A 25,111-nucleotide genomic window follows, 5' to 3' on the forward strand; every position below is an offset into this window, starting at 1 on the left:
GGATCACCGCGGTTCCGTGACCGGCGCGCGCGCGACGCGGCGGCGGTCACCGGCCGGTCCGGCGCAGATGAGCGAGTCGATCCAGCGCGTCCGGGGGTCGATGTCGACCAGAAGTCCCTTGGTCAACAGACTCAGCGGAATGGCCAGCAGGGCGCCCAACGGCCCGAGCACCCAGGTCCAGAACACCAGCGACAGGAAGGAGGCGGTGGCGGACAACCCCACCGCGTCCCCGACGACCTTCGGCTGGATCACCGACTGGATGACGAAGTTGACCACGCAGTACAGCCCGATGACAGTCGTCATCAGCTGTGCGCCGCCCTCCAGCAGGCCGAGCAGCGCCGGGGGCACCAGACCGACCACGAATCCGATGTTCGGGATGTAGTTGGTGATGAACGACAGCAGTCCCCAGAGCAGCGGCAGCGGGATGTCCAGCGCCCACAGGACCAAGGTGTCGGTGACCGCCACGATGATCCCGAAGATCGTCGAGACGAGCAGGTACCGCCGGGTGCCGCCGGCGAACGACCGCAGGGCGCCGACTACCTCCGGGCGCTGCAGGGCGGCCCGGCTCAGCCGGGCCGGGAAGCTCACGGCGTCCAGGCACAGGAACAGCAGAACGGCGAGCAGGAAGAAGGCATTGGAGGCGGTGGCCAGCAGGCCGCCGAGGAGTCCCTGGACCAGATCGGTCACCGCTCCCGACTGGATCGGACCCGTCAGATCGCCGGCCCGCTGTGCGTCGACGCCGAGGCCGGTGAGCGCGCGAGACGCGTCGGCGCGCAGATCGGCGAGCTGACTCTGATACTGCGGCAACAGGGCGAGAAGGCGGGTGATCGATGCCGCGAGAGCGACCCCGAGGGTCGCCAGAACCAGGTAGACGGTGCCGACGAGGGCCGCGGCGGCCACCCACGCCGGCGCGCCGCGGCGGATCAGCCAGGTGCCGAGCGGACTGGCTGTGACGGTGAGCATCAGCGCCAGCAGCACCGGGGCCAGGATCTCCGCGAAGATCCGCAACCCGGCCACCGCCACCACCGCTCCGGCCAGCCCGAGCAGCACGATCAGCCCGCGCGGCAGGCCGATCGTGCTGTCGCCGACGCCGGTGGCCGGACGGCCCGCGCCGTTGCCGTGCCCCCGCACGCGCAGCGCCGGCCGCCCGTACCTCATCGCATTCCGGCCCACCGGTCCTCCCCCATCCGCATCCGGCGGCTTCCCGCGAACGGATCAGGCTTGCCCGGTCTCGCGGCCGTGCACGGCGAGCGCGTAGATCACCAACACGTCCATCGCGATGATGATCGTGCTCCAGATCGGGTACGCGGACAGGAACGCGATGTTGACCAGGGCGCTGACCACCGCGATCACGATGCCGAGCACCCGTGCCCACATCTTTCCGACCATGACGCCGATGCCGGTCGCGATCGCCACCAGGCCGATCAGCAGATGGGTCCAGCCCCACGCCGTGTAGTTGACCTCGATCACCAGCCCCTGGGGACTGACCAGGTAGTAGTCGTCCTTGAAGAGCGCGACGATGCCCTGGATGAGCTGAAATCCGCCCACCATCTCCATCATGATGCCGCCGAACAGCACCACGCCGACCCACGCTGTCGGCCGGGAACGGCTGGGCACCTCGTAGGCTTCGTCCGCGCTGTAGGACTCCGGTCGCTGGGCGCCTGTCGTGCTCTGCTGTGTGTCCGACATGTGCATGTCACCTTTCGTCTGTCAGATGCGGCGCCGGGGTGCCGGCGCCTGCGGGAGGTCACTGATCGCCGCGGCCAGGAAGGGACCGACCACTTTCATGCGGTCGTCCGTGGCGGCGGCGACCTCGATCCAGGCACCGTCCCAGACCCTCAGCACCACACCGATCGGTCGCGTTCCGCACAGCCGTGGAGCCTCGAAGAGCAGGTTGTGCACGCCGTCCACCAGCGGCTGGGTGCGCAGCGGGAGCGTCCGGGCCAGGACCGGACCGCGGCGGACGATCAGGACGTCCTCGTCCCACATCGCCCACATCGGCCGGGACCAGTGCCGGCGCAGCGACGGCCAGAGCGCTGACCGGTGACCCAGGAGCCGCAGCCGGCACCGGAACGCCACGTCGGACTCCTGGAATCGCCGGCGGCTGCGCCTCGCCACCAGAACGATGACCAGCACCACGAAGGAGGTGCCGAGAACGAGCGATGTCAGCACGACCGAGCTCCTTCCGCGGGGTGTCCCGGGCAAATGTTTCGCGTCGCCGGGCTACCTCGCGCCATCCGCCACGAGTGAGTTCGTCCTCGGGGATCCGGACGGCCGGCTCAGATCAGGCCCAGTGAACGGGCACGGCGCACCGCCTCGTTGCGGCGGGACGCGGACAATTTGCGCAGGATGCTGCGCACGTGGGTCTTGACCGTGTTGATCGACACGAACAGCCGGGCGGCGATCTCCTCGGTCGGCAGCATGGCGGCGATGCCCTGCAGCACGTCCATCTCGCGCCGGCTCAGCGGTTCGACCAGGACCGGGCCGTGATCCACCAGACGCGACCGGCTGCCGCTGCGGGCGGCATCCTGCAGCACCCGGTGCTGCTCGACGAGTTCGTCGTTGTCGCGCAACAGCCGGCGCAGCTGGGCCCAGACCTGGTGCACGGCACGCCGTTGCGCCTCCGGGATGGCGTGCCGAAGCGCCTGTCCCAGCGCCCTGCGCGCGTCCGCTACGTCCCCGTCATGTGCCGCCACTGTCGCCATGACGAGCCAGCCCTCGACGGCCACCGGCGAACGCAGGCCCGCCGCACCGAGGACCGGCTGGAGCACCTCCCGGGCGCGCGGAGCGTCGCCGCCGGCGATCAGCGCCGCGGCGTGCGTCACCTGGACGCTGGGCAGCTCCGGCTCGGGCAGGTCGTCTACCAGCCGGAGCGCGTCGCCGGGCCGGCCCATGGTGATCATCAGCCGGGCGCGCGCCAGGACGATCTCGCAGGCCAGCCAGCGCTGCGTTCGTGGTCCGTCCCCGGCGTCGGTGTCCTCGAGGAGTTTCGCCGCGCCCCGCAGTTCACCACGGGCCTGCAGCCGTCGCGACTTCACCAGCGCCATGGCCGCCCTGGTCAACGGGGCAGTGTCGGGCCGGCAACGCTGGTCGGCGATGCGCAGGTGATGTCCTGCCCCGTCGACGTCGTACCGTTCCATGGCCACCCAGGCCAGAGCGACGTGCGCGGTGACCGGCTGGCGGGCCGGTGGCACGCCGCATCGCTCCGCGAGATCGAGGGCCTCCTCGGCGAGCCGCTCGGCGTGTCCGAGACGTCCGCAGTGGGCCTCGATGAGAGCCAGATGTTCGAGGCATTCCATTCGGGGCGTGGGGGAGCCCACTGGATCTTGAGCGAGGGCGCGGGTGAAGGCCACCGCCGCGGCATCGACGGCACCCTGGCGACTTTGCGCCCGGCCCCGGGCCGCCAGCAGCAGCACTGTCAGCTCCGGATGTCGGGCCAGCTGGTCGGCGGGCACCTGGGTCATCGCCTGTTCGGCCGCTGAACTGCAGGTGAGGACCTGCTCCTCGGTGCCGCAGGCGTCAGCGAGCAGGGCCCGCAGCAACAGGTCGGACAGCGCCACGGCCGGGCTGGTGCCCCCGGCGTCCGCCCGGTCGCCCTGCCGCACCCGCCGTAAGTGCTGGGCGCAGTCCTCGGCGGCGCCGTCGGACAACGCCAGCGCGCCGGCCACCAGCGCCGCTTCCGGGGTGTCCCGGTCGAGGGGGAGGTCGTACAGGAGCGTGCCGAGCCGGCCGGCCCGGCCCTCGATCAACAGACGGCCGAATGCGTAGTGCTCGGTGACGACCGTGGTAGCGGTGTCCCAGTCGGCGGCTTTGACCGCGTGGCCGACCGCCTCGGCGGTCTGCGCCCGCTCGGCGAACCAGGCGGCGGCGCGGCGATGCAACGGACGCAGCCGCTCGGGCGCGACGCACTGCAGCTGGGCGAACAGCAGCTCGGCGAAGAGCCGGTGGAAGCGGTACACCGTCGAGAACTCGGCGGTCGGCTGGACGAACGCATTGCGCCGTTCCAGCTCGGCGAGGATCCCCCGGGCGTCGGCCCGGCCGCTGACCGCCTCGGCAAGCTCGGCGGTGAAGGTGTCCAGAATGCTGATGTCCAGCAGGAACGACCGCACATGTGCGGGCTGTGTCCGCAGCACCTCGTCGAAGAAGTACTCGGCTATCGTCGCCTCGTTGCCGGTGATGGTGTCGACCACGCTGTCCGCGTCCTGCCGGCCCTGCAACGCCATCGCGAACAGTCGCAGGCCCGCCGCCCAGCCCTCGGTGTGTTCCAGCAGCGAGGCCAACTTCGCCGCGCTGAGGTGGACGCCGTGCAGGCCGAGGAGTTTGTCGGCCTCTTTCGCGGTGAAGGCCAGGTCCGCGCTGCGGATCTCGAGGAGCCGGCCGGAGAGGCGATACCGGTGCGTCGGCAGAGGCGGGTCCCAGCGGCCGATCAGCACCAGTCGAAGCAGCGGAGCGGTGTGGCGCAGCACGAACTCGAGCTCGGTCGCCCACCGGGTGCCGACCAGGTCGGAAACGCCGTCAAGGACCAGCAGCGCGGGCCTGCTCAACCGCGTCAGCTCGGCCGCGAGCCGGACCAGAAAGGACCGGTCCACCGGCGTGGCGACGGTCGACGACGCGAGCGACAGCGAGATCTCCAGTCCGGCGTCGCGCAACGCCTCCACGACCAGAGTCCAGAAGGGACAGGCTTGGTCATCATCCTCCAAAGTGATCCACGCCACAGCGCCGGACGCCTTCACGTCGGTGACCCAGGAGGCCACCAGTTGCGTCTTACCGCTTCCCGGCGGTCCCACGACCACAGTCACCGGTGCGTCGCTGCGACGGAGCGCATCCACCAGCCGGGGTCGAGTGACCACAAAGGGCGGGCGATCGGGAATAGCGAATCGAGACTTCAGCAACGGATCCGCGGTCGTCGCTTCGTTGGTCACCGACATCATGGCAAAGGGAACAGCACGCACGGGACCCCCTTCCGTGGGCGCAAATCAGAATCCCAGCTTCTCCATGCCACAGGAGTAGCACATCCCCCGGATCGGATAATCCGGCAATCCCGTCCTTCGCGGCGGATGGTGCGTCGGGTGCCGCAGCGGGATTCCTCCGACGTTCGGGGTTGCCGCGATCCGCCGTCCATGGCGGCGGTTGGGCACCCGGGTTCATCCGGCGGGCATGAGGCATCGGTGCGCGACGGCCGACCACACTGCCGGGATACCCCGCACCGACGGAGGCGACATGACCAGTCATGCCCGATACGCCGCTCCCGCGGAGGTGCCGGCGCCGGCCACGCCGTCCCGGTCGGCCGAGCGCTGGCTCGCCCGGCTCGCCTTCCTGCTCGCCGGCACCGCCACCGCACTGGTGCTGATCGTGGGCGTCCTGGTGGGCGTTCTGCTCCTGGCGGTAGCAGCCGGCGGCATGGCGGTCGGCTTGGCCGGCGCCTGGTGGTTTCTGACCCACCGCGGGCTGTGGCGCTGGTTCGCCGGAGCGCTAACGGTGCTGGCCCCGCTGGCTGTGGCGGTCCTGCTCGCCGGCAATCGCCAGATCAGAGTGGTGGTGGCCCTGGCGCTGCTGTGGACCGGAACCCTGGCAGCCGGGAGACGCGCCCTGGCCGCGTCGAGCACGGTGGCCGGCCCGGTGGAGTATGAGCGGCCGCCGCCACGTCACCCATTCTTGATCATGAATCCGCGTTCCGGCGGCGGCAAGGTGGAGCGGTTCGGGCTGGACGAGCGCGCCCGGTCGCTGGGCGCCGAGGTGGTGTTGCTGGGTGGGCCCGAGGAGACGGACGTGGCCGACCTGGCCCGGCAGGCGGTGGGCGACGGGGCGGACCTCCTCGGCGTCGCCGGCGGAGACGGCACCCAGGCTCGGGTGGCCGCCGTCGCGGCGCAGCTCGGCGTCCCCTTCCTGGTGATCTCCGCGGGGACCCGCAACCACTTCGCGCTCGACCTGGGGCTGGACCGGGATGACCCGGCGACGTGCCTGGACGCGTTGCGCGACGGGGTCGAGATCCGGGTCGACCTGGGGCGGGTGGGCGACCGAACGTTCGTGAACAATGCCTCGTTCGGGGCATACGCGGCGGTCGTGCAGAGCGAGGCCTACCGTGACGACAAGATCGGCACCGCCCTGGGCATGCTGCCCGACCTGCTGGTCGGGCACCGTGGGCCCCGGCTGCGCCTGCGGGCCGGCGGCACCGTCCGAACCGCGCCGCAGGCCGTTTTGGTCAGCAACAACCCGTACGGCTCGGACGACATCGCCGGGCTGGGCAGACGACCCCGGCTGGACGGTGGCGTCCTGGGCGTCCTGGCGGTCAGGGTGCGTGGGGCCGTCGACGCTGCCGGGCTCGTGCGAGGTCGCCGGTGGGCGTCGCAGTCGCTCACCGCCCTCACCGCGACCGAGGCGGTGGTGGATGCGGACGTGCCTTCGCTGCCGGTGGGTATCGACGGTGAGGCGGTCATGCTGCCGACTCCGGTGCACTGCACGATCCAACCCGCGGCGTTGCGAGTGCGAGTGCCCCGCGACCGGCCGGGTGTGCCGCCGCCACGACCGGAACTGGACTGGGTCCGCCTGCGCCGGCTCGCACTGTCCACCGGCCACCGCTGATGTCCGGGCCGAGGGTCGGTGGATCGCGAGGGCCGGCGACCCGGAAGCCACCGGCCCGGGCCGCATCGCCGGTTCGTCCCGATCAACGTCGTGGCGACGGGTCTGCCGGCTCACCCGCGTCCGGTGATCGACGGCCGGGTGCGCGCGTCCGGTCACCACCGCCCGGCTGGGAGCACACGCGCTCGAGTCGCACCCCGCGCTGATCGAGCTGGTGCAGCAAGAAGCGCAGTTCGTCGGTGGACAGACGCGCGTGAATGGTCGTGAATCGGGACACCGCCACGCAGTGCAGATCGGCGAAGACCGTCCGCAGGACCGGCCCGAGCAGGCCCTGTACATGTATCTCATAACGGACATTCATGATGTCGCATCTCCAGATCTGGTGGGTTCGCCGTGCGCATCTGCCCCGATGGTCCCCCCGTCCGCGGCGGCGCAGGTCATCCATGACGGGTGGACGAGCAGCAGGTGCAACCCGGAAGGATGTTGCAACGGCCCGCACATCCGTGATGCCCTGCGTGGGGCAAAGCAGTCAAGGTCCACATGAACGCGCTGGCCGTGGGTACCGCGAGGAGCCACCCGCCGCGCCGCGCGCCACCGAACCAGAATCCGCGCTGCGGCTCAGCGCCGGGTGACACACCCGCGCCCGGCGCGGAGCGGGTGCTCGCCGCACGAGGGGCTGTGAGACATGCCGAAGGGGGAGCATGGTGATGCGGAACGGTGAGCCGGACCATCGGGGAACGATTCCGCCGGCCCGCGCTGATGCGGTGCTGGCCTCGCCCAAACTGTCTCGCCCCCACGTCGAACGTTCCAGGCTGTACCGGCCGCGGCTGACCGAACTGCTGGACACCGGGGTGCGGCGGCTGGTGACCCTGGTCAGCGCGGGTCCCGGCTGGGGCAAGACCACGATGGTGTCGGCGTGGTCGGCGACCCAGCTCCTTCCCGTCGCCTGGCTGACGCTCGACCCGTACGACAACGATCCCCAGGTCTTCGCGACACACGTGCTCGCCGCACTGCGCTCGACGGCGGTCACCGCGACCGGACAGTCTCCCGGTGACTTCGACGCCCTGCCGGACGACAGCATCGGACACATCCGTGCCCTGAGCCGCCTGTTCAGCCAGCTTCGGGCTCCGGTGGTGCTGGTCCTCGACGACTTCGACGTGATTCACGACCGGCGGCTGATCCGGGACCTCAGTGGCCTGCTCCGCCCACCGCGAGACGACTTCCGGCTCGTCCTGATCAGCCGGTCCGAGCCCACTCTCCCCCTGCACCGACTGCGCGCGGCCGGTGAGCTGAGCGAGATCCGGGCGAGTGACCTCGCCTTCACCGCGGTGGAGGCGGCCGAGTTGCTGGCCGGCCAGGGGGTGAACCTGGCACCGGACGAGATCGGATTGCTGGTGCGACGAACCGAGGGCTGGGCGGTCGGCCTGCAGCTCGCGGCGTCGTTCGTCGCCGGGCCGGACGGCGGGTCCGTCGCCGATTTCACCGGCGACCTGCGCCCGGTCGACGACTACCTGTCCGAGGAGGTATTGGCTCGCCAGACTGCGCAGTTCCGGAGCTTTCTGCTGTACACCAGCATCTGCGAACATCTGTGCGGCGACCTGGCCGACGCGATCACCGGTGAGAACACCGGTCAGCGCACCCTCGAGGAGCTCGAGCAGGTCAACCAGTTCGTCGTCCGGCTGGACTCCCGGCCCTTCTGGTTCCGCTACCACCACCTCATCCGGGACGTGCTGCAGCACCATCTGATGGTGGAGGCCCCGGGGATGCTTCCCCGGCTGCATCGGCGAGCAGCGGACTGGTACGCCAAACACGATCTCATCATCGACGCCCTCTGCCACGCGGTCGCCGCGCAGGATTGGGCGTACGTCGGCCGGCTCGTCGTCGACGCCGCGCCGATGATCCTCTCTCGCGACCGTGGGCGCCTGGTGAAGGTTCTCGAACAGGTGCCCGCCGCGGAATTCGGCGGCACCGCCGAGTTGGTGTTGTGCGGGGCCATCCTGCAGTTCAACGCCGGTGACTACGCGGGCATCCGGGAACGCCTCGGTGAGGCTCGGGAACTGCTGACCGACCGGTCCGTCGCCGAGCGACGAGCCGTCGAGATCTCGATCCGGGCCCTGCGCGGGGCGGTGAGCCGGGTCGACGGCGACATGCCGGCGATGATCGACGACACTGTCGGCCAGCTCACCGCGCTCACTCACGTGCCGCTCGCGCGGCTGCCCGCGACATTGCAGTACCGGGCCATCGCGCTGAACAACGGGGGCGTGGCGCTGCTGTGGACCGGACGGCCCGAGGCCGCCGAGCGGTATCTCTCGATGGCGGTAGCCGCGGCGCACAACGTCGGCGTGGATCTGGTCGAAATCAACGCACTCGGTCACCTCGCGCTGCTCGAGGTGGTGTTCGGGTCGGTCCGCGAGGCCGACCGCCTGGTTCGTATCGCACAGGACAGGGCACAACAGGGCGGCTGGACGAACTCGCTGCAGGTGGTGGCCACGCACCACGCGGCGGCGCTCGTCGAGCTGGAGCGCGGTTGCCCGGGGCGTGCGGAACGGCCGCTCCAGCAGGGATTGCGCGCCCATCGCAGCGAGCCCGAAGCGGCACAGTGGAAGATATCGCTGGGCATCGCGGCGCGGCTGGCGATGGCTCAGGACCGGCTGCCCAGCGCGCGAGCGTTCCTGCGGGAGGCGCACCGGCAGCGGTATCCGAGGGCCCGGATCCCGACGATCGATCGTTGGCTGCTCGCCGCCGAGTCCGAGGCGGACCTGCGCTCCGGCCGGCCGGAGCTGGTGCGGCAGCGGTACGCCACCCCGGCCAGACGCGGCACGCTGACCCTGCCGGAACGCAACCTGCTGGTTCGCGCCGCGCTCGCCGGTCGTGACCTGGGCGAGGCACAGGCGTTGCTGGCCGAGCGGGGTTCACTGATGTCGGAAACAGTGGCGACGGTCGAGGCCCGGATTCTGGGTGCCCTGGTGTCCGAAGCCGCCGGTCGCGGGCTGGAGGCCGATGAGCTGCTGGCGAAGGCGATAACGATGGCCGCGCCGGAGGGGATCCGGCGCCCGTTCCTCGGCCTCGCCGGCGGGCGGCTCGGCCCGCTCATCGCCCGGCAGAGCCTGGTGACCGGCGAGCGCACCTCGTTCATCGCCGACCTGCTGCAGCGAATCGGCGGGACCGGGCCGATGGATGCCGCCCCGGGCCGCATCATGACACTCAGCCATCGGGAGACCGAGGTGCTGCGCTATCTACCGACCATGTTGACGGCCGCGGAGATCGGTGAGGAGCTCGGCGTGTCGGTCAACACGATCAAGGCGCACATGCGCGCGATCTATCGCAAGCTCGGGACCACACGGCGCCGGCAGGCGGTGGCCCGGGCCCGCGAGCACGGGCTCATCTAGGCGTCCCGCCCGTGCGCAGCGCCTTGGCCGCTCCGCCGTGCACGACCAGGGCGTAGATGGCGATGACGTCGAAAGCCACGACCAGCACGGTCCAGTACGGGTAGGCCGCCACGAATCCCAGGTTCACCAGCGCGTTCACCGCGGCGGCCAGCACGCCGATGGTCCGGCCCCACCCGTAACCGGTCAGCACGCCGTACGCACCGGCGACCAGCGCCACCCCCAGCACCAGCAGGGCGATCCCCCAAGCCGTGAAACTCACATCGACCGTCAGACCGGTGGCGGATGCGACATAGAAGTCGTCGTCCAGCAACGCGATCAGGCCCTGGGCGATATTGATCAGTCCCGCGGAGAGCATGATGATGCTGATGAACAGGACCCATCCCAGCCATGCGGTTGCCCTGGCGGCCAGCGGAGCCGGCGGCGCGGAGTGCGCGGCTGGACGTCCCGGCACCGTACGGGGCTGCTGCTCAGCTGCCATGGCGGGCCCCGTCTCCGCGATCCTGCCGGGTGTTCGCCGGCTGATGTCCGATGGTCATCATGTCCTCCTGGTGTCGGTGCGGCTACCGGGTCGCGCCGAGCCTGCTCGATGCGCCGGGCCTACCGCCTCATTCGGCTGGGATGATCGGCATCCGTGCGGCCGGCACGGTCCACACTGGATGGATAAGTTCATTCGCCAGGGATGAGGGTTCGGCCGCCGGCGTCTGGCTGACTGGTTGGTAGGCCGGCGACCGCAACCCGCGGCGCAGCGCCGGGCAGACCGTGGGGGGCTGTCCGGCGTCATCCAAGCGCGACCGTCCCGTAGTCAGCGGCGCGCTCCCCGGGTCCGAGTGCGAGAGGGCGCACCGTCGACCGGCCGGATGCCGGCCCGCCGCTGGGCGGGCCGGCATCACCCCGGCCACCTCCTCCCGCGCCACGATTGAGGTGGCACTTCGGGTCGCTATCCTGGCGGGGTACCAGTACCGTGTCCTCGTGTTCTCGCCCGGTGAACGGTGTCCTGCGCGGATCGAGCTCAGCGACTTCCAGATACTTTGGCTCAAGCGGCGTCCCTACGCGACGCAGCCAGTGCGCCCCGACCATGAATGCCAGCTGGAGTTTCGCCACAACGGTCCGCACGGCGCTCTCGGCCAGCAGTGCGACGACATCGAGTGGTGGGTCCGCTGGACCTTCAGCTCCTCGACGGTCGAACAGGTGACGGCATGTCCCGGAGTCCGCGACGAGCCCGACGAGCCCGGGGAGGACGACTCCTGCCTGCTGTTCGAGGGTCATCCCGGACGCCACTCGTTCGATCTGGGCCCGTGGTGACGGCGGCGAGCGTGCTACCGGCCCCGGCTGGGCCCGGCGGCGCCGAGCCAGCCGATCGACCGCGCCAGGGCTCGGAAGAGCGGATAGCCGCAGAGCACGCCGAGGGCGACCGCCACCATTGAGCCGACCGCGCCGAGCAGGTCCTCGGCGCCCCGCACGACGTCCCGGCTCAGATACTCGGTCACCCCGATCAGACTCAGCGCACCGGGAACGAGCAGCCAGAAGCCCGGAAGAAAGGACACCAGTGCGGGTGGCCCGGACGGCACCCGCTCCACCGCGTACGCCACGATGGTCAGCACTATCGCGCCGACGAATCCGCTGAGGTATCCGCCCAGAACGAGGCCGCCGAGGTACTGGCCGATCCAGCCCGCATAGAGCACGAGGCACAGCCAGCCCAGGGACCGCGGCGGGCCGGAATGCAACAGGTAGCTGCCGATGCCGACGATCAGGGCACCGATCCAGGACGCCCAGCCGCCGAGCGCGCCCGGGGCCGCCACGGTGAGGTCGGCCGCCGGCGTGCCCACCGCCTGCGCCGCACCGATGATCCCGAAGGCGAGCAGGAGCAGCTGCAGGGTGCCGGTCACCAGGCGGCTGGAGCCGGTGATCATCTCGGCGGCGGAGATCTCCACCACCGCCATGGTGAGCATCGCGCCGGGCAGGAACGTGACCAGCGGAGCCACCATGGCCCGCAGATCCACGTCGGCCCATCCTGTTTCCGCCACCAGGAAGGTGAGCGCCGCGACCGTGAACGCCGCGACCACCGGCATCATCATCTGAACGCTCGCGAAGCGCGCACCGGTCAGCTTGAGAACGCCGACCAGCACGCCGAACACCGCGGCGAGCGTCAGGTCACCCCAGGTCGGTTTCAGCACCAGGCAGATGCCCACGGTCAGCACGGCATGCCCGAAAACCCGTACAGTCCGCCCGAAGCGGGGCGGCATGTCGACGAGGGCCCGCACCCGACGACTGCCCTCCGCCGGTGGCAGGCGGCCGTGCCCGGCCGACCGCAACACCTCGAACAAGGCCGCCGTCTGGTCGAGCCGCAGCCCACCGCGGAGCTGACCGGTCGGCTCCAGCGTCGCCGGCCGCCCGGGTTCCAGCGCCACCACCAGATACGTGGGCGTGACGCTGACCCGCGCGTCGGGAGCGCCGTAGGCCGCGGCCACCCGGCGCAGGTGCTCCTCGATCTGGTTGACGGCTTCTCCGGCGGCGGTCAGCGCACTGCCGAGAAAGAGCAGGAACTGCTGCAGATCCTCGGCCTCACCGGCCACCCGGTCCATTCTCACGGATAGGGACGCTAGGCATGCGCGGCCCCAGCCGCCTCACCGCGCCGGGATGACCCGTTCGTCGCACGGCAGCCGTCCGACCGATCATTCGCGCCGAGTGAGGCCCGCGCGCCGCCCGCTTGCCAGGCTGGGACACGGGCGGATGACGGCGGTCCGCGGAAGGGGAAAGCCATGTCGAGGACGAGGGACAGCTGATGGTCGGGCTCGGGACAACCTCGCGCGACGGCCGCTCGGCGGGCCGGGGTGTCCTGCTGGCGGCCTGCATCTCGGCGCTCGTGGTCAACGCGAACACCTCCGCGGTGACGATCCTGCTGCCGGCGATCAGTGCGGACCTGGACACCACGGTGAGCACGCTGCAGTGGGCGATCACCGGGTACATGCTCGTCGGTGCCGCGGTCATCGTGACCGCCGGCGCGATGGGCGACGTCTTCGGCCGTCGGCGCATCTTCGTCGGGGGCCTCATCCTGTTCACCGCCTCCTGCGCCCTCATCGCCCTGTCCGGCAGCGCCACCGGGGTGATCGCCGGCCGGATGGTGCAGGGTGCGGCCGGCTCCACCATGCTCGCCTGCGGCATGAGCCTGCTGTCTGTCGCGTCGTCCGGTGCCGGCCAGATGCGTGCCATCACGTTGTGGGGCGCGGCGTCCGCCGTCGGCGCGGCTGCCGGGCCGCTGATCGGCGGGCTGCTGGCCGACACGATCGGCTGGCAGGGTCTCTTCTGGATCGACGCCGGCATCGCCGCCGCCTGCGTGCCGCTCACTCTGGGAACGGTCACGGAATCGCAGGACCCCGACCGCCCCCGCTCCATCGACGTGGTGGGCACCGTACTCATCGCGGTCGCCCTGGTGCCGCTCGTGCTCGCGCTGAGCGAGGGCGCCGACTGGGGCTGGGTCTCGCTGCCGACGATCTGCTGCCTGGTGGTCTCGGTGCTCGGTACGGCCGGCTTCGTCGCCGCCGAGCGCCGGGCCGCCGCGCCCCTGGTGGACCTGCGGCTGCTGCGCAACCGGGTGGTCGTCGGCGCCACCCTCGCCATCCTGCTCGTCGCCGGCGCGATCAACGCCCTGATGTACACCCTCAGCCTGTATTTCCAGGACCCGGCCGGATTCGGCATGAGCGCGCTGGAGGCCGGCTTCGCCACGCTGCCGGCCGCCGCGGCGATGATCGCGGTCACCCCGCTGATCACACCGCTGGCGATGCGGATCGGCACCCGGCAGGCGGTCGCCCTCGGCTTCGGGCTCGCCGCGCTGGGCTGTGCGGCGCTCGGGTTCGTCTCCGCGTCCTGGAGCTACGCCGCTTTCGTCCTGCCGCTCGCCGTCACCGCGATCGGCCTGGGCCTGGCCAACGGGCCGGCGTCGGCGGCGTCCACCGCTGCCGTCGCCCCGGCGGAGGTGGGACAGGCCTCGGGAATCTCCAACATGGCCCGATACGTGGGCGGATCGCTGGCCGTCGCCGCCGCCGCCACCGTGTCCACCGCGGTGTCGGCGGCCCGCACCGCCGAGGGTGCGCCGGCCGCGGACGCGCTCGCGGCCGGGCTGTCCCGATCGGCACTGCTGCTCGCCGTCACGGCCGCCACGGGCATCGCACTGGCCCTGCTGATGGGCCGGCACCGCAGCGAGGCGGCCTCGGCCCTGGACCGGTCCGCCGCCGCGGCGGCGGCCAGTCACACCATTCCGACACACCCGACGCGGCACCGTTGAGGCGACTGCCACGCCGGCGAGAGGAGACAAGTCCGATGACGACCAGCCCGTTCACCACCGAGGACTACGTACGCCGGATGGAGCGTGCGGTCGTCCAGGCCGCCGAGGCCGGGCTCACCGGGATCCTGGTGAGCCCGGGACCCGATCTCGTCTACTTCACCGGCTATCGGCCGACCGCCATCACCGAACGGATCACCCTGATGATCCTGGACGCCGACCGGGAACCGATCATGCTGGTACCGATGCTCGAACGCCCCGACGCCGAGCCGGCCCCCGGCGCGGCCGCCGTCTCGCTCGTCGACTGGGCCGACGGGGACAGCCCTTACGTTCTGCTCGCGTCGCTGCTCGATCCCGCCGGCCACTATGCGATATCCGACTCCACCTGGGCGATGCACCTGCTCGGCCTGCAGCAGCTGATGCCCGGCTCCCGCTACAGCTCGATGACCGGTGCGCTGCCGATGCTGCGCGCGGTCAAGGATTCCGATGAGGTGGACCGGCTCGCCGCCGCCGGTGCGGCGGCGGACGCGGCCTACGAGCAGATCGTCGGCGTATGCTTCGCCGGCCGCAGCGAGCGCGAGATCGGCGCCGACCTGGCCGGCTTCCTCCGTGCGCACGGCCATTCCCAGGTCGACTTCACCATCGTCGGTTCCGGTCCCAACGGCGCCAACCCGCATCATGAGATGGGTGAGCGGATCGTGCGGGACGGGGACATGGTGATCCTGGACTTCGGCGGGCTGTGCGAGGGCTACGGATCCGACACCACCCGGACCGTGCACGTCGGCCCGGCCACCGACGAGGAGCATGAGGTCTTCGACGTGGTGCGCCGCGCCCAGCAGGCGGCCTTCGAGGCGGTACGCCCAGGCGTCGCGTGCCAGGAGATCGATCGGGTGGCGCGCCAGGTCATCGACGACGCCGGCTACGGCAGGTACTTCATCCACCGCACCGGGCACGGCATCGGGCTGACCACGCACGAGCCGCCGTACCTGGTGCAGGGCGAGTGGCGGCCGCTGGTGCCCGGCATGTGTTTCTCGATCGAGCCCGGCGTCTACCTGCCCGGCCGCTTCGGCGTCCGGATCGAGGACATCGTGACGGTGACCGAGGACGGCGGCCGGCGACTCAACAACACCCGGCACGAGATGCACGTCGTCTCATGATCTGCCGCGGGCGGTGGCAGCAACGTCGCTGCCGCCGCCCGCGGCGCTCAGCGAGCGCCGTACCGCTGCAGGAACAACGCCTCGGCCAGTGCCATCCCGGCGATCTCGTCGGGATGGACACTCTCGTTCGGTGCGTGCATGCGGCACACCGGGTCCTCGACGCCGATCAGGATGATCTCGGCCTGCGGGTAGGTATCGGCGAACACGTTGCACAACGGGATGGACCCGCCCTGCCCCAGCGCGGTCATCGGCCGGCCGAACGCGTCACGCATGGCGCTGGCGAGCGCCGCGTACGCCGGTCCCCCGGTCCGGGCACGGAACGGGTGCCCCACCGCTTCCCGTTCGACCGTCACGTGTACTCCCCACGGCGCCATGGCGCGCAACTGTCCGGCCAGCGCGTCGTACGCCTTGTCGGGATCCAGCCCGGGCGGGACCCGCAGGTTGAGCCGGGCCCGGGCATGCGGCTGGATCGCCGCGGCTGAGCCGATCACCGGCGGGCAGTCGATGCCCAGCACCGTCACCACCGGACGGGCCCAGATCATGTCCGACACGGTGCCGTCGCCGAGCAGGTACACCCCGTCGAGCAGTCCGGCGTCGGCGCGGAACCGATCGGCCGGATAGTCCTCGCCGTGCCAGGTCTGCGTGTTGTCCAGGCCGCTGACGGTGGTGTTGCCGGCGCGGTCGCGCAGGGTCGCCAGCATCTGCACGAGGGCGGCGAGCGCATCCGGGGCCGCCCCGCCGAACATGCCCGAGTGCACCTCAGAGCCGAGCGCCTCGACACCGACCACCACGTTGACCATGCCGCGCAGGCTGACCGTGGCGGCCGGCACGCCGACCGCCGCGTTGCCGGTGTCGCAGACCAGGATGGCGTCCGCGCGCAGCAGATCGGCGTTGCGGGGGACGAAGTCCTCCAGCCCGCCGGTGCCCTGTTCCTCGGATCCCTCCACGATGAGTTTCAGGTTGACCGGGCACTCATCGCCGAGCGCCCGCAGCGCCGTCAGATGCATGACGATGTTGCCCTTGCAGTCGGCGGCGCCGCGGCCGTACCACCGGCCGGCCGCCTCGGTGAGCGTGAACGGAGGTGTATGCCAGGCCTCGTCGTCCAACGGCGGCTGGACGTCGTAGTGGGCGTAGAGCAGGACGGTGGGCGCGGCCGGATCCGGGACCGGCCGCGCACCGTAGACCGCACGACTTCCGTCGGCGGTCTCCGCCAGTCGCAGGTCGGTGAACCCGACCTGCGCGAACCGGTCCAGCACCCACTGCGCTGCCCGGGCGCACTCCTGCGGCGGGAATTGGCGCGGGTCGGCGACCGAGGGGATCGAGACGATCTCGGCCAGGTCGGCGCGGGCCTGTCCCATCAGGCCGGCGATGCGATCACGCAGGTCCATCCCGCTCACCCCTGTGCCACGTCGGCGTACTTGAGGCCGTCCACGACGGCGGTGAACTTCTCGAGCTCCTCGGGGCAGTACACCTTGATGGCCAGCAACTGCCCTTGCAGCACCTTGTTGTCGGCGATCACCGGCCGGGCGCCGGGGCCGCCCGCCCCGTTGGTCAGCGCGCCGTACAGCGCGGCACGGTTCAGGGCGGAGGCCGGGTCGGCGCAGAGGGCTCCCCCGTCGTCACCGAGCACCTGGACGACCTGTTCCTTGGACGGTGTGCCCAGGCCGTTCGCGGACAGCTCCGCGAGGTATTCATCGGCCTTCTCCTCGGCCCGCGCGTCCGAACGCGCCGAACCGAACATCAGGAGCGCGACCCCGGCGAGCAGCAGGAACACCACCCCGAGCACGATGTACGTGGTCCAGCGGGTCCGGTCCGGATCGTTGACGGTGGCTCTCATGTCGCCGGGACCTCCTCGGGATCCGCCGTCCGCCAGGACGGCTTGCGCAGCCGGTAGAACAGGTAGGGCACGAGCAGGCCGAGACCGAGCGCACCGCCGCCGACGATCAGCAGATAGACCCAGACGTTGCCGCCGCCGAACTGCGACGGCGGGACGAAGCCGATCAGCAACGCGGCCAGCGAGGCGGAGAAGCCGACACCGCACAACCCGACCAGCATCGGGGCCCGGTAGCCGCGGGGATGGTCCGGCTGGTTGCGGCGCAACCTGATGGCGGCGACGAACATCAGCAGATACATGATCAGGTAAACCTGCGTGGTGATCACCGAGAAGATCCAGTACGCGCTGGAGACGTCGGGGATGAGCGCGTACCCCAGTGCGATCACCGTGGTGATCGCACCCTGGGTGACCAGGATGTTCTGCTGCACGCCGTGCTTGTTCAGGCGCTGCAGGAACGGCGGCAGGTAGCCCTCCTGCCGGGAAATGAGCAGCAGGCCCCGGGATGGCCCGGCGAGCCAGGTCAGCATGCCGGCCAGCGATGCGGTGACCAGCATGATGCCGAGGATCGGGGTGAGCCACTGGATGCCGAACTCGGCGAGCACCGCGTCGAACGCCTGCATGATGCCGGCAGTCAGGGAGAGCTCCTCGGCCGGCACGATCCAGCTGATCGCCAGCGCCGGCGGGATGAAGATGAGCAGCACCAGGCCCATCGCCAGGAACATCGACCGGGGGAACTGCTTGGCCGGATCGCGCAGCGAGCCGACGTGCACAGCGTTCATCTCCATGCCGGAATACGACAGGAAGTTGTTGACGATGAGCACCAGGCTGGCCAGGCCCGCCCAGGCCGGCAGCAGGTTGTCGGCGGTCATCGGCGCGGCGGACTCGTTGCCCTGGCCGAGGAAGACGATGCCCAGCGTGACCAGCAGCACGCCGGGAATCAGGGTGCCGATGATCAGGCCGCTGCTGGCCAGCCCGGCTACTCCCTTGGTGCCGCGGGAGGACACCCACACCCCGGTCCAGTAGCACACCACGATGACGATCGCGGTCCAGACACCGCTGGACGCCAGGTCCGGATTGATGACGTAGGCCAGGGTGGCCGCCACGAAACCCAGCAGGCTCGGGTAGTAGAAGACCGTCATGGCGAACTGGCACCAGACGGCGAGGAAGCCCATCGGCTTCGAGATGCCCTCGCTGACCCACCGGTACACGCCACCGGTCCAGCCGGAGGCCAACTCGGCGGAGACCAGGGAGGTCGGGATCAGGAAGACCACGGCCGGGATGAGGTAGAGGAAGACGCACGCCAGCCCGTACACGGCCATGGTGGGTGACGGGCGCAGGCTCGCCACCGAACTGGTCGTCATGAGGGCCAGCGCGACCCAGGAGATGTAGGCGGTCTTGGGTGCCCGGGTGCCCGCGCCGGGCGGCCGGGCCGATCGGTTCGCGGGGACGTCCTTCGTACTCACGATGGCTCCTCCGATTCGACTGATGCAGCCATGCTGATAGCTGTCCCCGGCGGTGCGGTTCATCCGCGCGGGACGAGATCGACGGGACGGACGCGTCAGTACGGCGTCGGGATGTACCGCAGCGGGATGGCCGGTTCCCGGTATCCGTCCGCCTTCTGCCGCTTCGGCAGGCTCACCGCACGGTGCGGCAACGGCTCGTACGGGATGGTGCCGAGCAGATGGGTGATGATGTTGAGCCGGCCACGCTTCTTGTCGTCGGTGCGGGCCACGTACCACGGCGCCCAGGCGGTGTCCGTCGCCCGGAACATCTCGTCGCGGCACCGGGAGTACTCGTGCCACCGGCTGTAGGACTTGAGGTCCAGATCGGACAGTTTCCACACCTTGCGCGGATCGTCGATGCGGCTCTGCAGGCGCCGCGTCTGCTCCTCGGCGCTGACCTCCAGCCAGTACTTGAGCAGGATCACCCCGGAGTCGACGATGGCGCGTTCGACGTCGGGCGTCGCCCGCAGGAACTCGTCCGCCTGCTCCCGGGTGCAGAAGCCCATCACCGGCTCGACGCCGGCGCGGTTGTACCAGCTGCGGTCGAAGATGACCACGTCGCCGGCGCCCGGCAGATGCGGCACGTACCGTTGCAGGTACATCTGGGATCGCTCACGCGGGCTCGGTGCGGGCAGCGCGACCACCCGGAACACCCGCGGGCTCACCCGCTCGGTGATCGCCTTGATCGTGCCGCCCTTGCCGGCGGTGTCCCGGCCCTCGAACACGACACAGACCTTGGCGCCGGTGGACTTCACCCACTCCTGCAACGCGACCAGTTGGCCGTGCAGCAGGCGCAGTTCCCGCCGGTATTCCTTGTTCTTCATCCGGGGGCGTGGCAGGTTGCCGTCGCCGGCCGGATTCTTGTGCTTCGCCATGGCTCCTCCTCGGCGTTCAGCTGGGCAACGGTGAGGTACGACCCCGTTCCGGCGTGACGGCCCGCAGCGGATCGGTGGCCACCCGGGGCAGGCGCCGCCGGCGCACCAGCTTCACCGTCTCGACCGCGACCGGCAGCACCAGGGCGAGAGCCAGGCAGGCCAGCCATTGCGGGCCGGTCAGCGGCTGGGTCAGCAGGCTCTGCCGCAGGAAGTCGACCCGGGTGGCGAGCACCAGCAGGGCGACCGTGATCAGGCCGATGGCGGCGGCCTTGACGATCGGCGGCGACAATCCGCAGGCCGGGTCCCGGCGGTTGGTGATCGCATTGCCGACCGTGCCGAGCCCGAGCACCACGAACGCCATGGTCATGGCGACACTGGGCGCGTCGGTGCGCGGCTGGTCCGGACCGGCGACCAGCGGTACGAGCGCCGCGCCGAACAGGACCGCCGCGTAGAGCAGCCAGAACAGCACGGCCCGTGGGTTGGTGATCGGCACCGCCGGGTCGCGCGGTGGCCGGTGCATGACCCGCGGGTCGCCCGGGTCCACGGCGATGATGATGACACCGACGGCGGTGGCGAAGAAGAACAGATAGAGCACCATCGACGGGGTCAGCGCCACGCCCTGGTTGATGTTGAACGCGGTGGCCGCCACGAAGAGCAGCACCAGTGCGAGCAGCTGAGTCATCTGGTAGCGCACGTAAGCGACGATCTTCTCGTACACCCGGCGGCCGATCCCGACCGCGCGCACCAGCGTCCCGAAGTTGTCGTCGGTGAGGATCATGCGGGCGGCCTGCTTCGTGACCTCGCTGCCGCTGCCCATGGCGACGCCGATGTCCGCCTGTTTCAACGCCGCCGCGTCGTTGACCGCGTCACCGGTCATGGCGACGATCCGGCCCTGCCGCTGCATCACCCGGGCCAGGCGCAGCTTGTCCTGCGGTGACACCCGGCCGAAGACGTGCAGCTCGGGCAGCCGCCGGATGAGTTCCTCGTCGGACAGCTGCCGCAGCTCGGTGCCGCTGATCGCACCCGGGCCGAGCCCGAGCATGCCGGCGATCGCCTGTGCCGTCACCGCATGGTCGCCGGTGATCACGCGGACGTCGATCCCGGCCCGCAGCGCGATCCGGACCGCGTCGTGTGCCTCGGCCCGCAGCGGGTCGATCATGCCGGCCAGGCCGACGAAACTCAGCCCGCGGGTCAGCGACATGGGATCGTGATCCAGCGCCGGCGCTTCAGCGGGGTCGATGATCCGAGCCGCGAACGCGAGCACCCGCAGGCCTTGCGCGCCCATCCGCTGGTTGGCGGCCTCGATCGCCGCGCGGACGTCACCGATCGGCTGCTGCTCGTGCAGCGGCCCACCAGCACCGTCGCAGCGGGCCAGCACCACGTCCGGCGCGCCCTTGACCAGCTCGATGACCCGCTCCCCGCCGTCCACCGGATACCGGTGGAAGGTGGCCATGAACTTGTAGTCGGAGTCGAACGGCACCTCGGCGAGGCGGGGGTACGCCCGCCGCGTCTCCCCGGCGTCGACCCCCAGCTTGGCCGCCAGCACGACCAGCGCCGCCTCGGTCGGGTCACCGACCACCGCGCCGTCGTCCGTGACGGTGGCGTCGCTGTCGAGCACCAGGCCGAGGGCCAGCCGGGTGAAGTCGGGCACGGGCGTGCCGGCCACCGACGTGATCGCGCCGGCCTTGCGATAGCCCTCGCCCGCCACGGAGAACCAGGCGCCGCCGGTGTAGAGCATCGAGACCATCATCTGGTTCATGGTCAGCGTGCCGGTCTTGTCGGTGTTGATGGCGCTCGTGGCGCCGAGCGTCTCGACATCGGTGAGGTTCTTGACGATGGCGCGCGCCGCGGCGAGGTTCTTCGCGCCGTAGGACAGCAGCCCCGCGACGAAGGCCGGCAGGCCGGTCGGGATGGCGGAGATCGCCATCGCGGTGCCCAGCAGGAGCAGCTGATCCAGCGCCAGGCCGCGCAGCCATCCCACCACGACGATGAACGCCACCGCGGTCCAGGCGACGATCCCGAGCACCTTGGTCAGCGAGTCGAGTTCGCGTTGCAGCGGCGACCGGGTCCGTTGGACCTGGGTGAGCATGGTGGCGATCCGGCCCATCTCGGTCTGCATGCCGGTCGCCGTGACCGCCATCGTCGCCGTGCCGCGGGTCACCGAGGTGTTCTGGAACAGCATGTTGGATCGGTCGCCCAGCGCCACGTCGCCCTGCGCGAGCGTGGCGGCGTTCTTGGCGACCGGCGCGCTCTCCCCGGTCAGCGCCGCTTCCTGGGTCTCCAGGGTCGCCGAGCGCAGCACCCGTCCGTCGGCCGGGACGAGGTCACCGGCCTCCAGATGGACGACGTCGCCGGGCACCAGTTCCACGGCCGACAGCAGCACGATCTCACCGTCGCGCACCACCCGGGCGGCCGGTACCTGCATCTTGGCCAGCGCGTCCACGCTGGCCCGGGCGGCGAGTTCCTGGCGGGCCCCGAGTACGACGTTGAGCAGCACGAGCAGCGCCACGATGAGAGCCGTCGAGAACTCGCCGATGACGATTCCGGCGGCCACCACGATCACCAGCATGATGTTCATCGGATCGCGCAGCTGCTGCAGCGCCACCGCCCAGGACGACGGGGGCTTGTCCTCGGCGATGCGGTTGGGGCCGAGCCTGCGCAGCCGGTCGGCCACCGTCGCACCGTCCAGCCCGCGCTCGGCGTCCGTGCCGAGGACCGTCACCACCTCGGTCGCCGTGCGGGCGTACCACGGTGGCCGGTCGGCGCCGGACCGGTGCTCATCGATCGTGCTGGTCGCTTCGGTCATCGTGCGCCCCCTGGGTGCGGGCAGGTGGGTCCCGCCCGGCGTACTGGTTCACCGTCACGTCCGGTGGACGGGGCCCCCTCACCCCGGGGGGATGGTTTCGGTGGTCCGGGGCGAGTGCCGGGCCGTCCACGCGGACGGGGTCCGCCACCCGGCCGGATGCTGTTCACCCTTGGCAGATGACGTGCCGTGGCCGGGCACCCGGCATCCTCACGCCATGGAAAGCCGGGCATCGCGGGGACCGGGCGAGGAGGACGACATGCGGCTCGCTCACCGGTGCGAAGACCCGGACTGCACCACGGCCGCACAGACCGTCATCGTCGTGATGACCGTCCTGTTGATCGTGTCGTGGGTCGTGCTGCGGATGAGTCGCGTTGAGGAGCACGCCGCGGCGCGGGAGCGGCACCAGCCGTCGGTCGTCGTGCAGCTGGGTGACGATCCGTCCGGACCTGGTGTCGCTCCCGGCTGCGGAACACCACAGCCGGGAGCCGGCCCACCGGTGTTCGCGACCGAGCCCGGGTCCGGGAGTTGCATCCTGATCTGGGTGCCATGACACGGCCGCGCTCCGGCAGCCCCGCGCCGGCGACTCAGGGCCGCGATGTCTCCCACTCACGGCGCGCTCCGTCGGTGCGCGAGCCGGCCGGCATGCCGCGCCAGGCGCCGACACCGGCGGAAGTCGCGGCCCGCGCCCTGGCCCAGTGCCGCCGAGCCAGCTCGGACGGCGGGACCTCCATCCGGGCAACGCGTTGCTGCGTCCGGGACGTGACCGCGATCGTCCACAGCACCAGGCCCGCGAGCCCGAGGGCGCCGGCTGTCGCCTCCAGCACCGCGCCCGTGACCACCAACCGGCGAACTGATCGTTCAGGTTGTGCCTGTGTCTGTCTCATCGTCGAACCTCCGCTTCGGACCGGTACGGCTTGTGCTCCGGTCACCGTGGCAGCTACCACGCCGCCGGGCTTCACCCCGGTGGAGCGATTTTCGAGGTCGACTCGTCGGGACGCGGTGCCGGCTCTGCCGTTCAGGCGGACGCTCGGGCGGCCAGGGAACCCATCACCTTCGAATGATTCGAAGCGACGACGCCGGAACTAGCGTCACGGTCACCGCCGCGGAAAGGAGCCACCCCATGGGGTCCAGACGCAACCATCGTCGACCGGTCGCCACCGTCCTGGCCTGGCTGCTGCTCGGAATCGTCATCGGGCTGACCGCTTGCGGCGCCGGCGGCGAGGCCCCCTCGGGCCTGCCGTCGACGCGTGCCTCGGAACGCGCTGTGGACCGTCCCGCCTCCGGAGAGCCGGACACTCCCGCACCCGAAAGGACCACCGAGCCGGTAGCGACGACTCGACCCCCGACAGCCGCCGTCGTGACGCCGGAGCGGACGCGCACCACCCGATCCACCACCGCGGCCGAGACCACGACCCGTCCCCCCACCTCGCCTGCCGCCACCGAACCCGCCCCGGCCCGGACCACCCGGACCACCGTGCCGGCCCGAACCAGCACACCGGTCGAGCAAACGCCGACCCCGGTCACGTCGACGTCCGTGGCCGCCACGGTCGGCGCATCCCAGGGCCTGGGAACGCTCGGATGGTTGCTGCTGATCGCGCTCGTCGCCGCGCTGCTCGTCGCCGGGCTGCTGGTCGCCCGGTCGCAGCGAAGATCCGCGTGGGACACCGAGGCCCGCGCGTTGGAGTCGGAGACCCGGACCATCGCCACCACCCGGCTGCCTCCGGTGCTGAGCACGACCACCACCGGCCGGCGGAGCCTGGTCTGGCCACCGGTGCGAGCCGACCTCACCGATGCGCTGAGCCGGTGGAGCGCGCTGATGGACCGGGCCTCGGGCGAAGCGCGACAGAACTGGTCGCTACGGGTCGCCAGCCTGCTTCAGGAACTGATCACCGCTGTTGACGCCGAGAACGAGGCGCTGGCGACCGGGCGGGACTGGTCGATGCTGCGAACCAGGGTCGATCAGGCGGGACGGGCGCTCACCGCGATCCTCACCGTTCAGCCGCAGCCCGAGCCGCCGCCAGCAGGAGAACCGGGGCCGACCGCTTTCCAGACCTGACCATCCGCATCGAGCTCGGCCCTAGGAAGGATCCAGTGCCCTGTTCTTCTGACGGAAGTGGCGTACCGCTTCCATGGCGAGGGTCACGACGAGTCCCAGGCCGACGCCGACGCCTATGCCCAGGACGGGATTGTCCTGGAACAGAAGTCCACCGATGAAGCCGGAGAGGACCGTGTAGGTGCTCCAGGTGACGGCCGCGATTCCGGTGAACAGCGCGTAGTTCCAGAAGGAATAGCCGACGATGCCGGTGGTCAAGGTGGCGATGTATCGCCCGACGGGGATGAACCTGGTGGACACGAGCACGAAGCCACCCCGGCGTGCGAGCTCGGCCGCGAGCCAGTCGTGCGTCCTGCGGCGCTTGGACCCGGCCGGCAGCCGCTTCAGGATCCGATCCTTGAGCGCTCGGCCCACGCCGTACGGGATGAGGTCGCCCAGGAACGCGCCGAGCGCGGTCGCGATGACGACCCACAGCAGTTCCGTTTCGCCGCTGGCGGCATAGACGCCCGCGGCGATGACCACCGGTTCGCTCGGGATCAGCGGCAGAAAGGAATCCAGCAGGGACACCGATATCAGAATGAGGTAGAGCCAGGGAGACGACGCGAATGAGCTAGCTAACTCCAGCCAGTCCGGCATG

20 protein-coding genes are annotated in these 25,111 nt (G+C 70.8%); 7 read left to right on the forward strand and 13 right to left on the reverse strand.

Annotation, left to right across the window (positions count from 1 at the left end; all coding sequences use genetic code 11):
• Positions 1 to 3 precede the first annotated feature (3 nt).
• From DMB66_RS11385 to DMB66_RS11400, 4 genes are all read right to left on the reverse strand, one after another.
• A complete protein-coding gene (locus DMB66_RS11385) occupies positions 4 to 1,173 on the reverse strand; it encodes an AI-2E family transporter (protein ID WP_233624477.1) in 1,170 nt (389 codons plus the stop codon).
• A gap of 42 nt (positions 1,174 to 1,215) precedes the next feature.
• Positions 1,216 to 1,689, reverse strand: a complete 474-nt coding sequence (locus DMB66_RS11390; protein ID WP_233624478.1) for a hypothetical protein — start codon at positions 1,687 to 1,689, stop codon at positions 1,216 to 1,218.
• A 21-nt stretch (positions 1,690 to 1,710) separates the two neighbouring features.
• Positions 1,711 to 2,172 (reverse strand): hypothetical protein, encoded by a 462-nt coding sequence (locus DMB66_RS11395; protein ID WP_233624479.1) that lies wholly within the window; start codon positions 2,170 to 2,172, stop codon positions 1,711 to 1,713.
• Positions 2,173 to 2,279: 107 nt separating this feature from the next.
• A complete protein-coding gene (locus DMB66_RS11400; protein ID WP_233624480.1) occupies positions 2,280 to 4,799 on the reverse strand; it encodes a LuxR C-terminal-related transcriptional regulator in 2,520 nt (839 codons plus the stop codon).
• A 421-nt stretch (positions 4,800 to 5,220) separates the two neighbouring features.
• Between DMB66_RS11400 and DMB66_RS11405 the strand changes: the two genes are divergently transcribed.
• Positions 5,221 to 6,582, forward strand: coding sequence for a diacylglycerol kinase family protein (locus DMB66_RS11405; RefSeq protein ID WP_125804012.1), 1,362 nt, complete (start codon positions 5,221 to 5,223; stop codon positions 6,580 to 6,582).
• 704 nt (positions 6,583 to 7,286) lie between these two features.
• The gene (locus DMB66_RS11415) at positions 7,287 to 9,968 is read left to right on the forward strand and encodes a LuxR C-terminal-related transcriptional regulator (RefSeq protein WP_158647211.1); all 2,682 of its coding nucleotides are present in this window, start codon (positions 7,287 to 7,289) and stop codon (positions 9,966 to 9,968) included.
• Here DMB66_RS11415 and DMB66_RS11420 read toward each other — a convergent pair.
• Positions 9,961 to 10,446 carry a hypothetical protein gene (locus DMB66_RS11420; RefSeq protein ID WP_125804015.1) on the reverse strand — a complete coding sequence of 162 codons (486 nt, stop codon included), beginning with the start codon at positions 10,444 to 10,446 and terminating at the stop codon, positions 9,961 to 9,963. The genes DMB66_RS11415 and DMB66_RS11420 overlap by 8 nt on opposite strands.
• Before the next feature lie 491 nt (positions 10,447 to 10,937).
• Between DMB66_RS11420 and DMB66_RS11425 the strand changes: the two genes are divergently transcribed.
• Positions 10,938 to 11,270: a hypothetical protein gene (locus DMB66_RS11425; RefSeq protein ID WP_125804016.1), complete on the forward strand. Its 333-nt coding sequence runs from the start codon at positions 10,938 to 10,940 to the stop codon at positions 11,268 to 11,270.
• 14 nt (positions 11,271 to 11,284) lie between these two features.
• On the opposite strand, the gene DMB66_RS11430 is transcribed toward DMB66_RS11425, so the two are convergent.
• Positions 11,285 to 12,550 carry a threonine/serine exporter ThrE family protein gene (locus DMB66_RS11430; RefSeq protein WP_125804047.1) on the reverse strand — a complete coding sequence of 422 codons (1,266 nt, stop codon included), beginning with the start codon at positions 12,548 to 12,550 and terminating at the stop codon, positions 11,285 to 11,287.
• Positions 12,551 to 12,750: 200 nt separating this feature from the next.
• Between DMB66_RS11430 and DMB66_RS11435 the strand changes: the two genes are divergently transcribed.
• Together DMB66_RS11435 and DMB66_RS11440 are read left to right on the forward strand one after the other, a co-directional pair.
• The gene (locus DMB66_RS11435; RefSeq protein ID WP_125804017.1) at positions 12,751 to 14,250 is read left to right on the forward strand and encodes an MFS transporter; all 1,500 of its coding nucleotides are present in this window, start codon (positions 12,751 to 12,753) and stop codon (positions 14,248 to 14,250) included.
• Between the two features lie 35 nt (positions 14,251 to 14,285).
• Complete coding sequence (locus DMB66_RS11440) at positions 14,286 to 15,404, forward strand: aminopeptidase P family protein (RefSeq protein ID WP_125804018.1); 1,119 nt, start codon at positions 14,286 to 14,288, stop codon at positions 15,402 to 15,404.
• 47 nt (positions 15,405 to 15,451) lie between these two features.
• On the opposite strand, the gene DMB66_RS11445 is transcribed toward DMB66_RS11440, so the two are convergent.
• The 5 genes from DMB66_RS11445 to DMB66_RS11465 form a co-directional block, all read right to left on the reverse strand.
• Positions 15,452 to 16,792: a dipeptidase gene (locus tag DMB66_RS11445; RefSeq protein WP_125804019.1), complete on the reverse strand. Its 1,341-nt coding sequence runs from the start codon at positions 16,790 to 16,792 to the stop codon at positions 15,452 to 15,454.
• 5 nt (positions 16,793 to 16,797) lie between these two features.
• The gene (locus DMB66_RS11450; protein ID WP_125804020.1) at positions 16,798 to 17,241 is read right to left on the reverse strand and encodes a hypothetical protein; all 444 of its coding nucleotides are present in this window, start codon (positions 17,239 to 17,241) and stop codon (positions 16,798 to 16,800) included.
• Entirely contained in the window at positions 17,238 to 18,701 is a 1,464-nt protein-coding gene (locus DMB66_RS11455) for an APC family permease (RefSeq protein ID WP_125804021.1), read from the reverse strand. The genes DMB66_RS11450 and DMB66_RS11455 overlap by 4 nt, the downstream gene beginning before the upstream one ends.
• 95 nt (positions 18,702 to 18,796) lie before the next feature.
• Positions 18,797 to 19,615: a polyphosphate kinase 2 gene (gene ppk2, locus DMB66_RS11460; RefSeq protein ID WP_125804022.1), complete on the reverse strand. Its 819-nt coding sequence runs from the start codon at positions 19,613 to 19,615 to the stop codon at positions 18,797 to 18,799.
• A 16-nt stretch (positions 19,616 to 19,631) separates the two neighbouring features.
• Complete coding sequence (locus tag DMB66_RS11465; protein WP_125804023.1) at positions 19,632 to 22,421, reverse strand: cation-translocating P-type ATPase; 2,790 nt, start codon at positions 22,419 to 22,421, stop codon at positions 19,632 to 19,634.
• Positions 22,422 to 22,677: 256 nt separating this feature from the next.
• On the opposite strand from DMB66_RS11465, the gene DMB66_RS11470 reads away from it, so the two are divergent.
• Entirely contained in the window at positions 22,678 to 22,971 is a 294-nt protein-coding gene (locus DMB66_RS11470; RefSeq protein WP_125804024.1) for a hypothetical protein, read from the forward strand.
• A gap of 34 nt (positions 22,972 to 23,005) precedes the next feature.
• Here the strand turns inward: DMB66_RS11470 and DMB66_RS11475 are convergent, their stop codons facing one another.
• On the reverse strand, positions 23,006 to 23,305 hold the full coding sequence (locus DMB66_RS11475) for a hypothetical protein (RefSeq protein WP_125804025.1): 300 nt from the start codon (positions 23,303 to 23,305) through the stop codon (positions 23,006 to 23,008).
• 236 nt (positions 23,306 to 23,541) lie between these two features.
• On the opposite strand from DMB66_RS11475, the gene DMB66_RS61115 reads away from it, so the two are divergent.
• Complete coding sequence (locus tag DMB66_RS61115) at positions 23,542 to 24,477, forward strand: hypothetical protein (RefSeq protein WP_158647212.1); 936 nt, start codon at positions 23,542 to 23,544, stop codon at positions 24,475 to 24,477.
• Positions 24,478 to 24,498: 21 nt separating this feature from the next.
• Here the strand turns inward: DMB66_RS61115 and DMB66_RS11485 are convergent, their stop codons facing one another.
• The gene (locus DMB66_RS11485) at positions 24,499 to 25,110 is read right to left on the reverse strand and encodes a DedA family protein (protein ID WP_125804026.1); all 612 of its coding nucleotides are present in this window, start codon (positions 25,108 to 25,110) and stop codon (positions 24,499 to 24,501) included.
• Position 25,111: the final 1 nt, after the last annotated feature.

The sequence above is a fragment of the Actinoplanes sp. ATCC 53533 genome, from assembly GCF_003947245.1.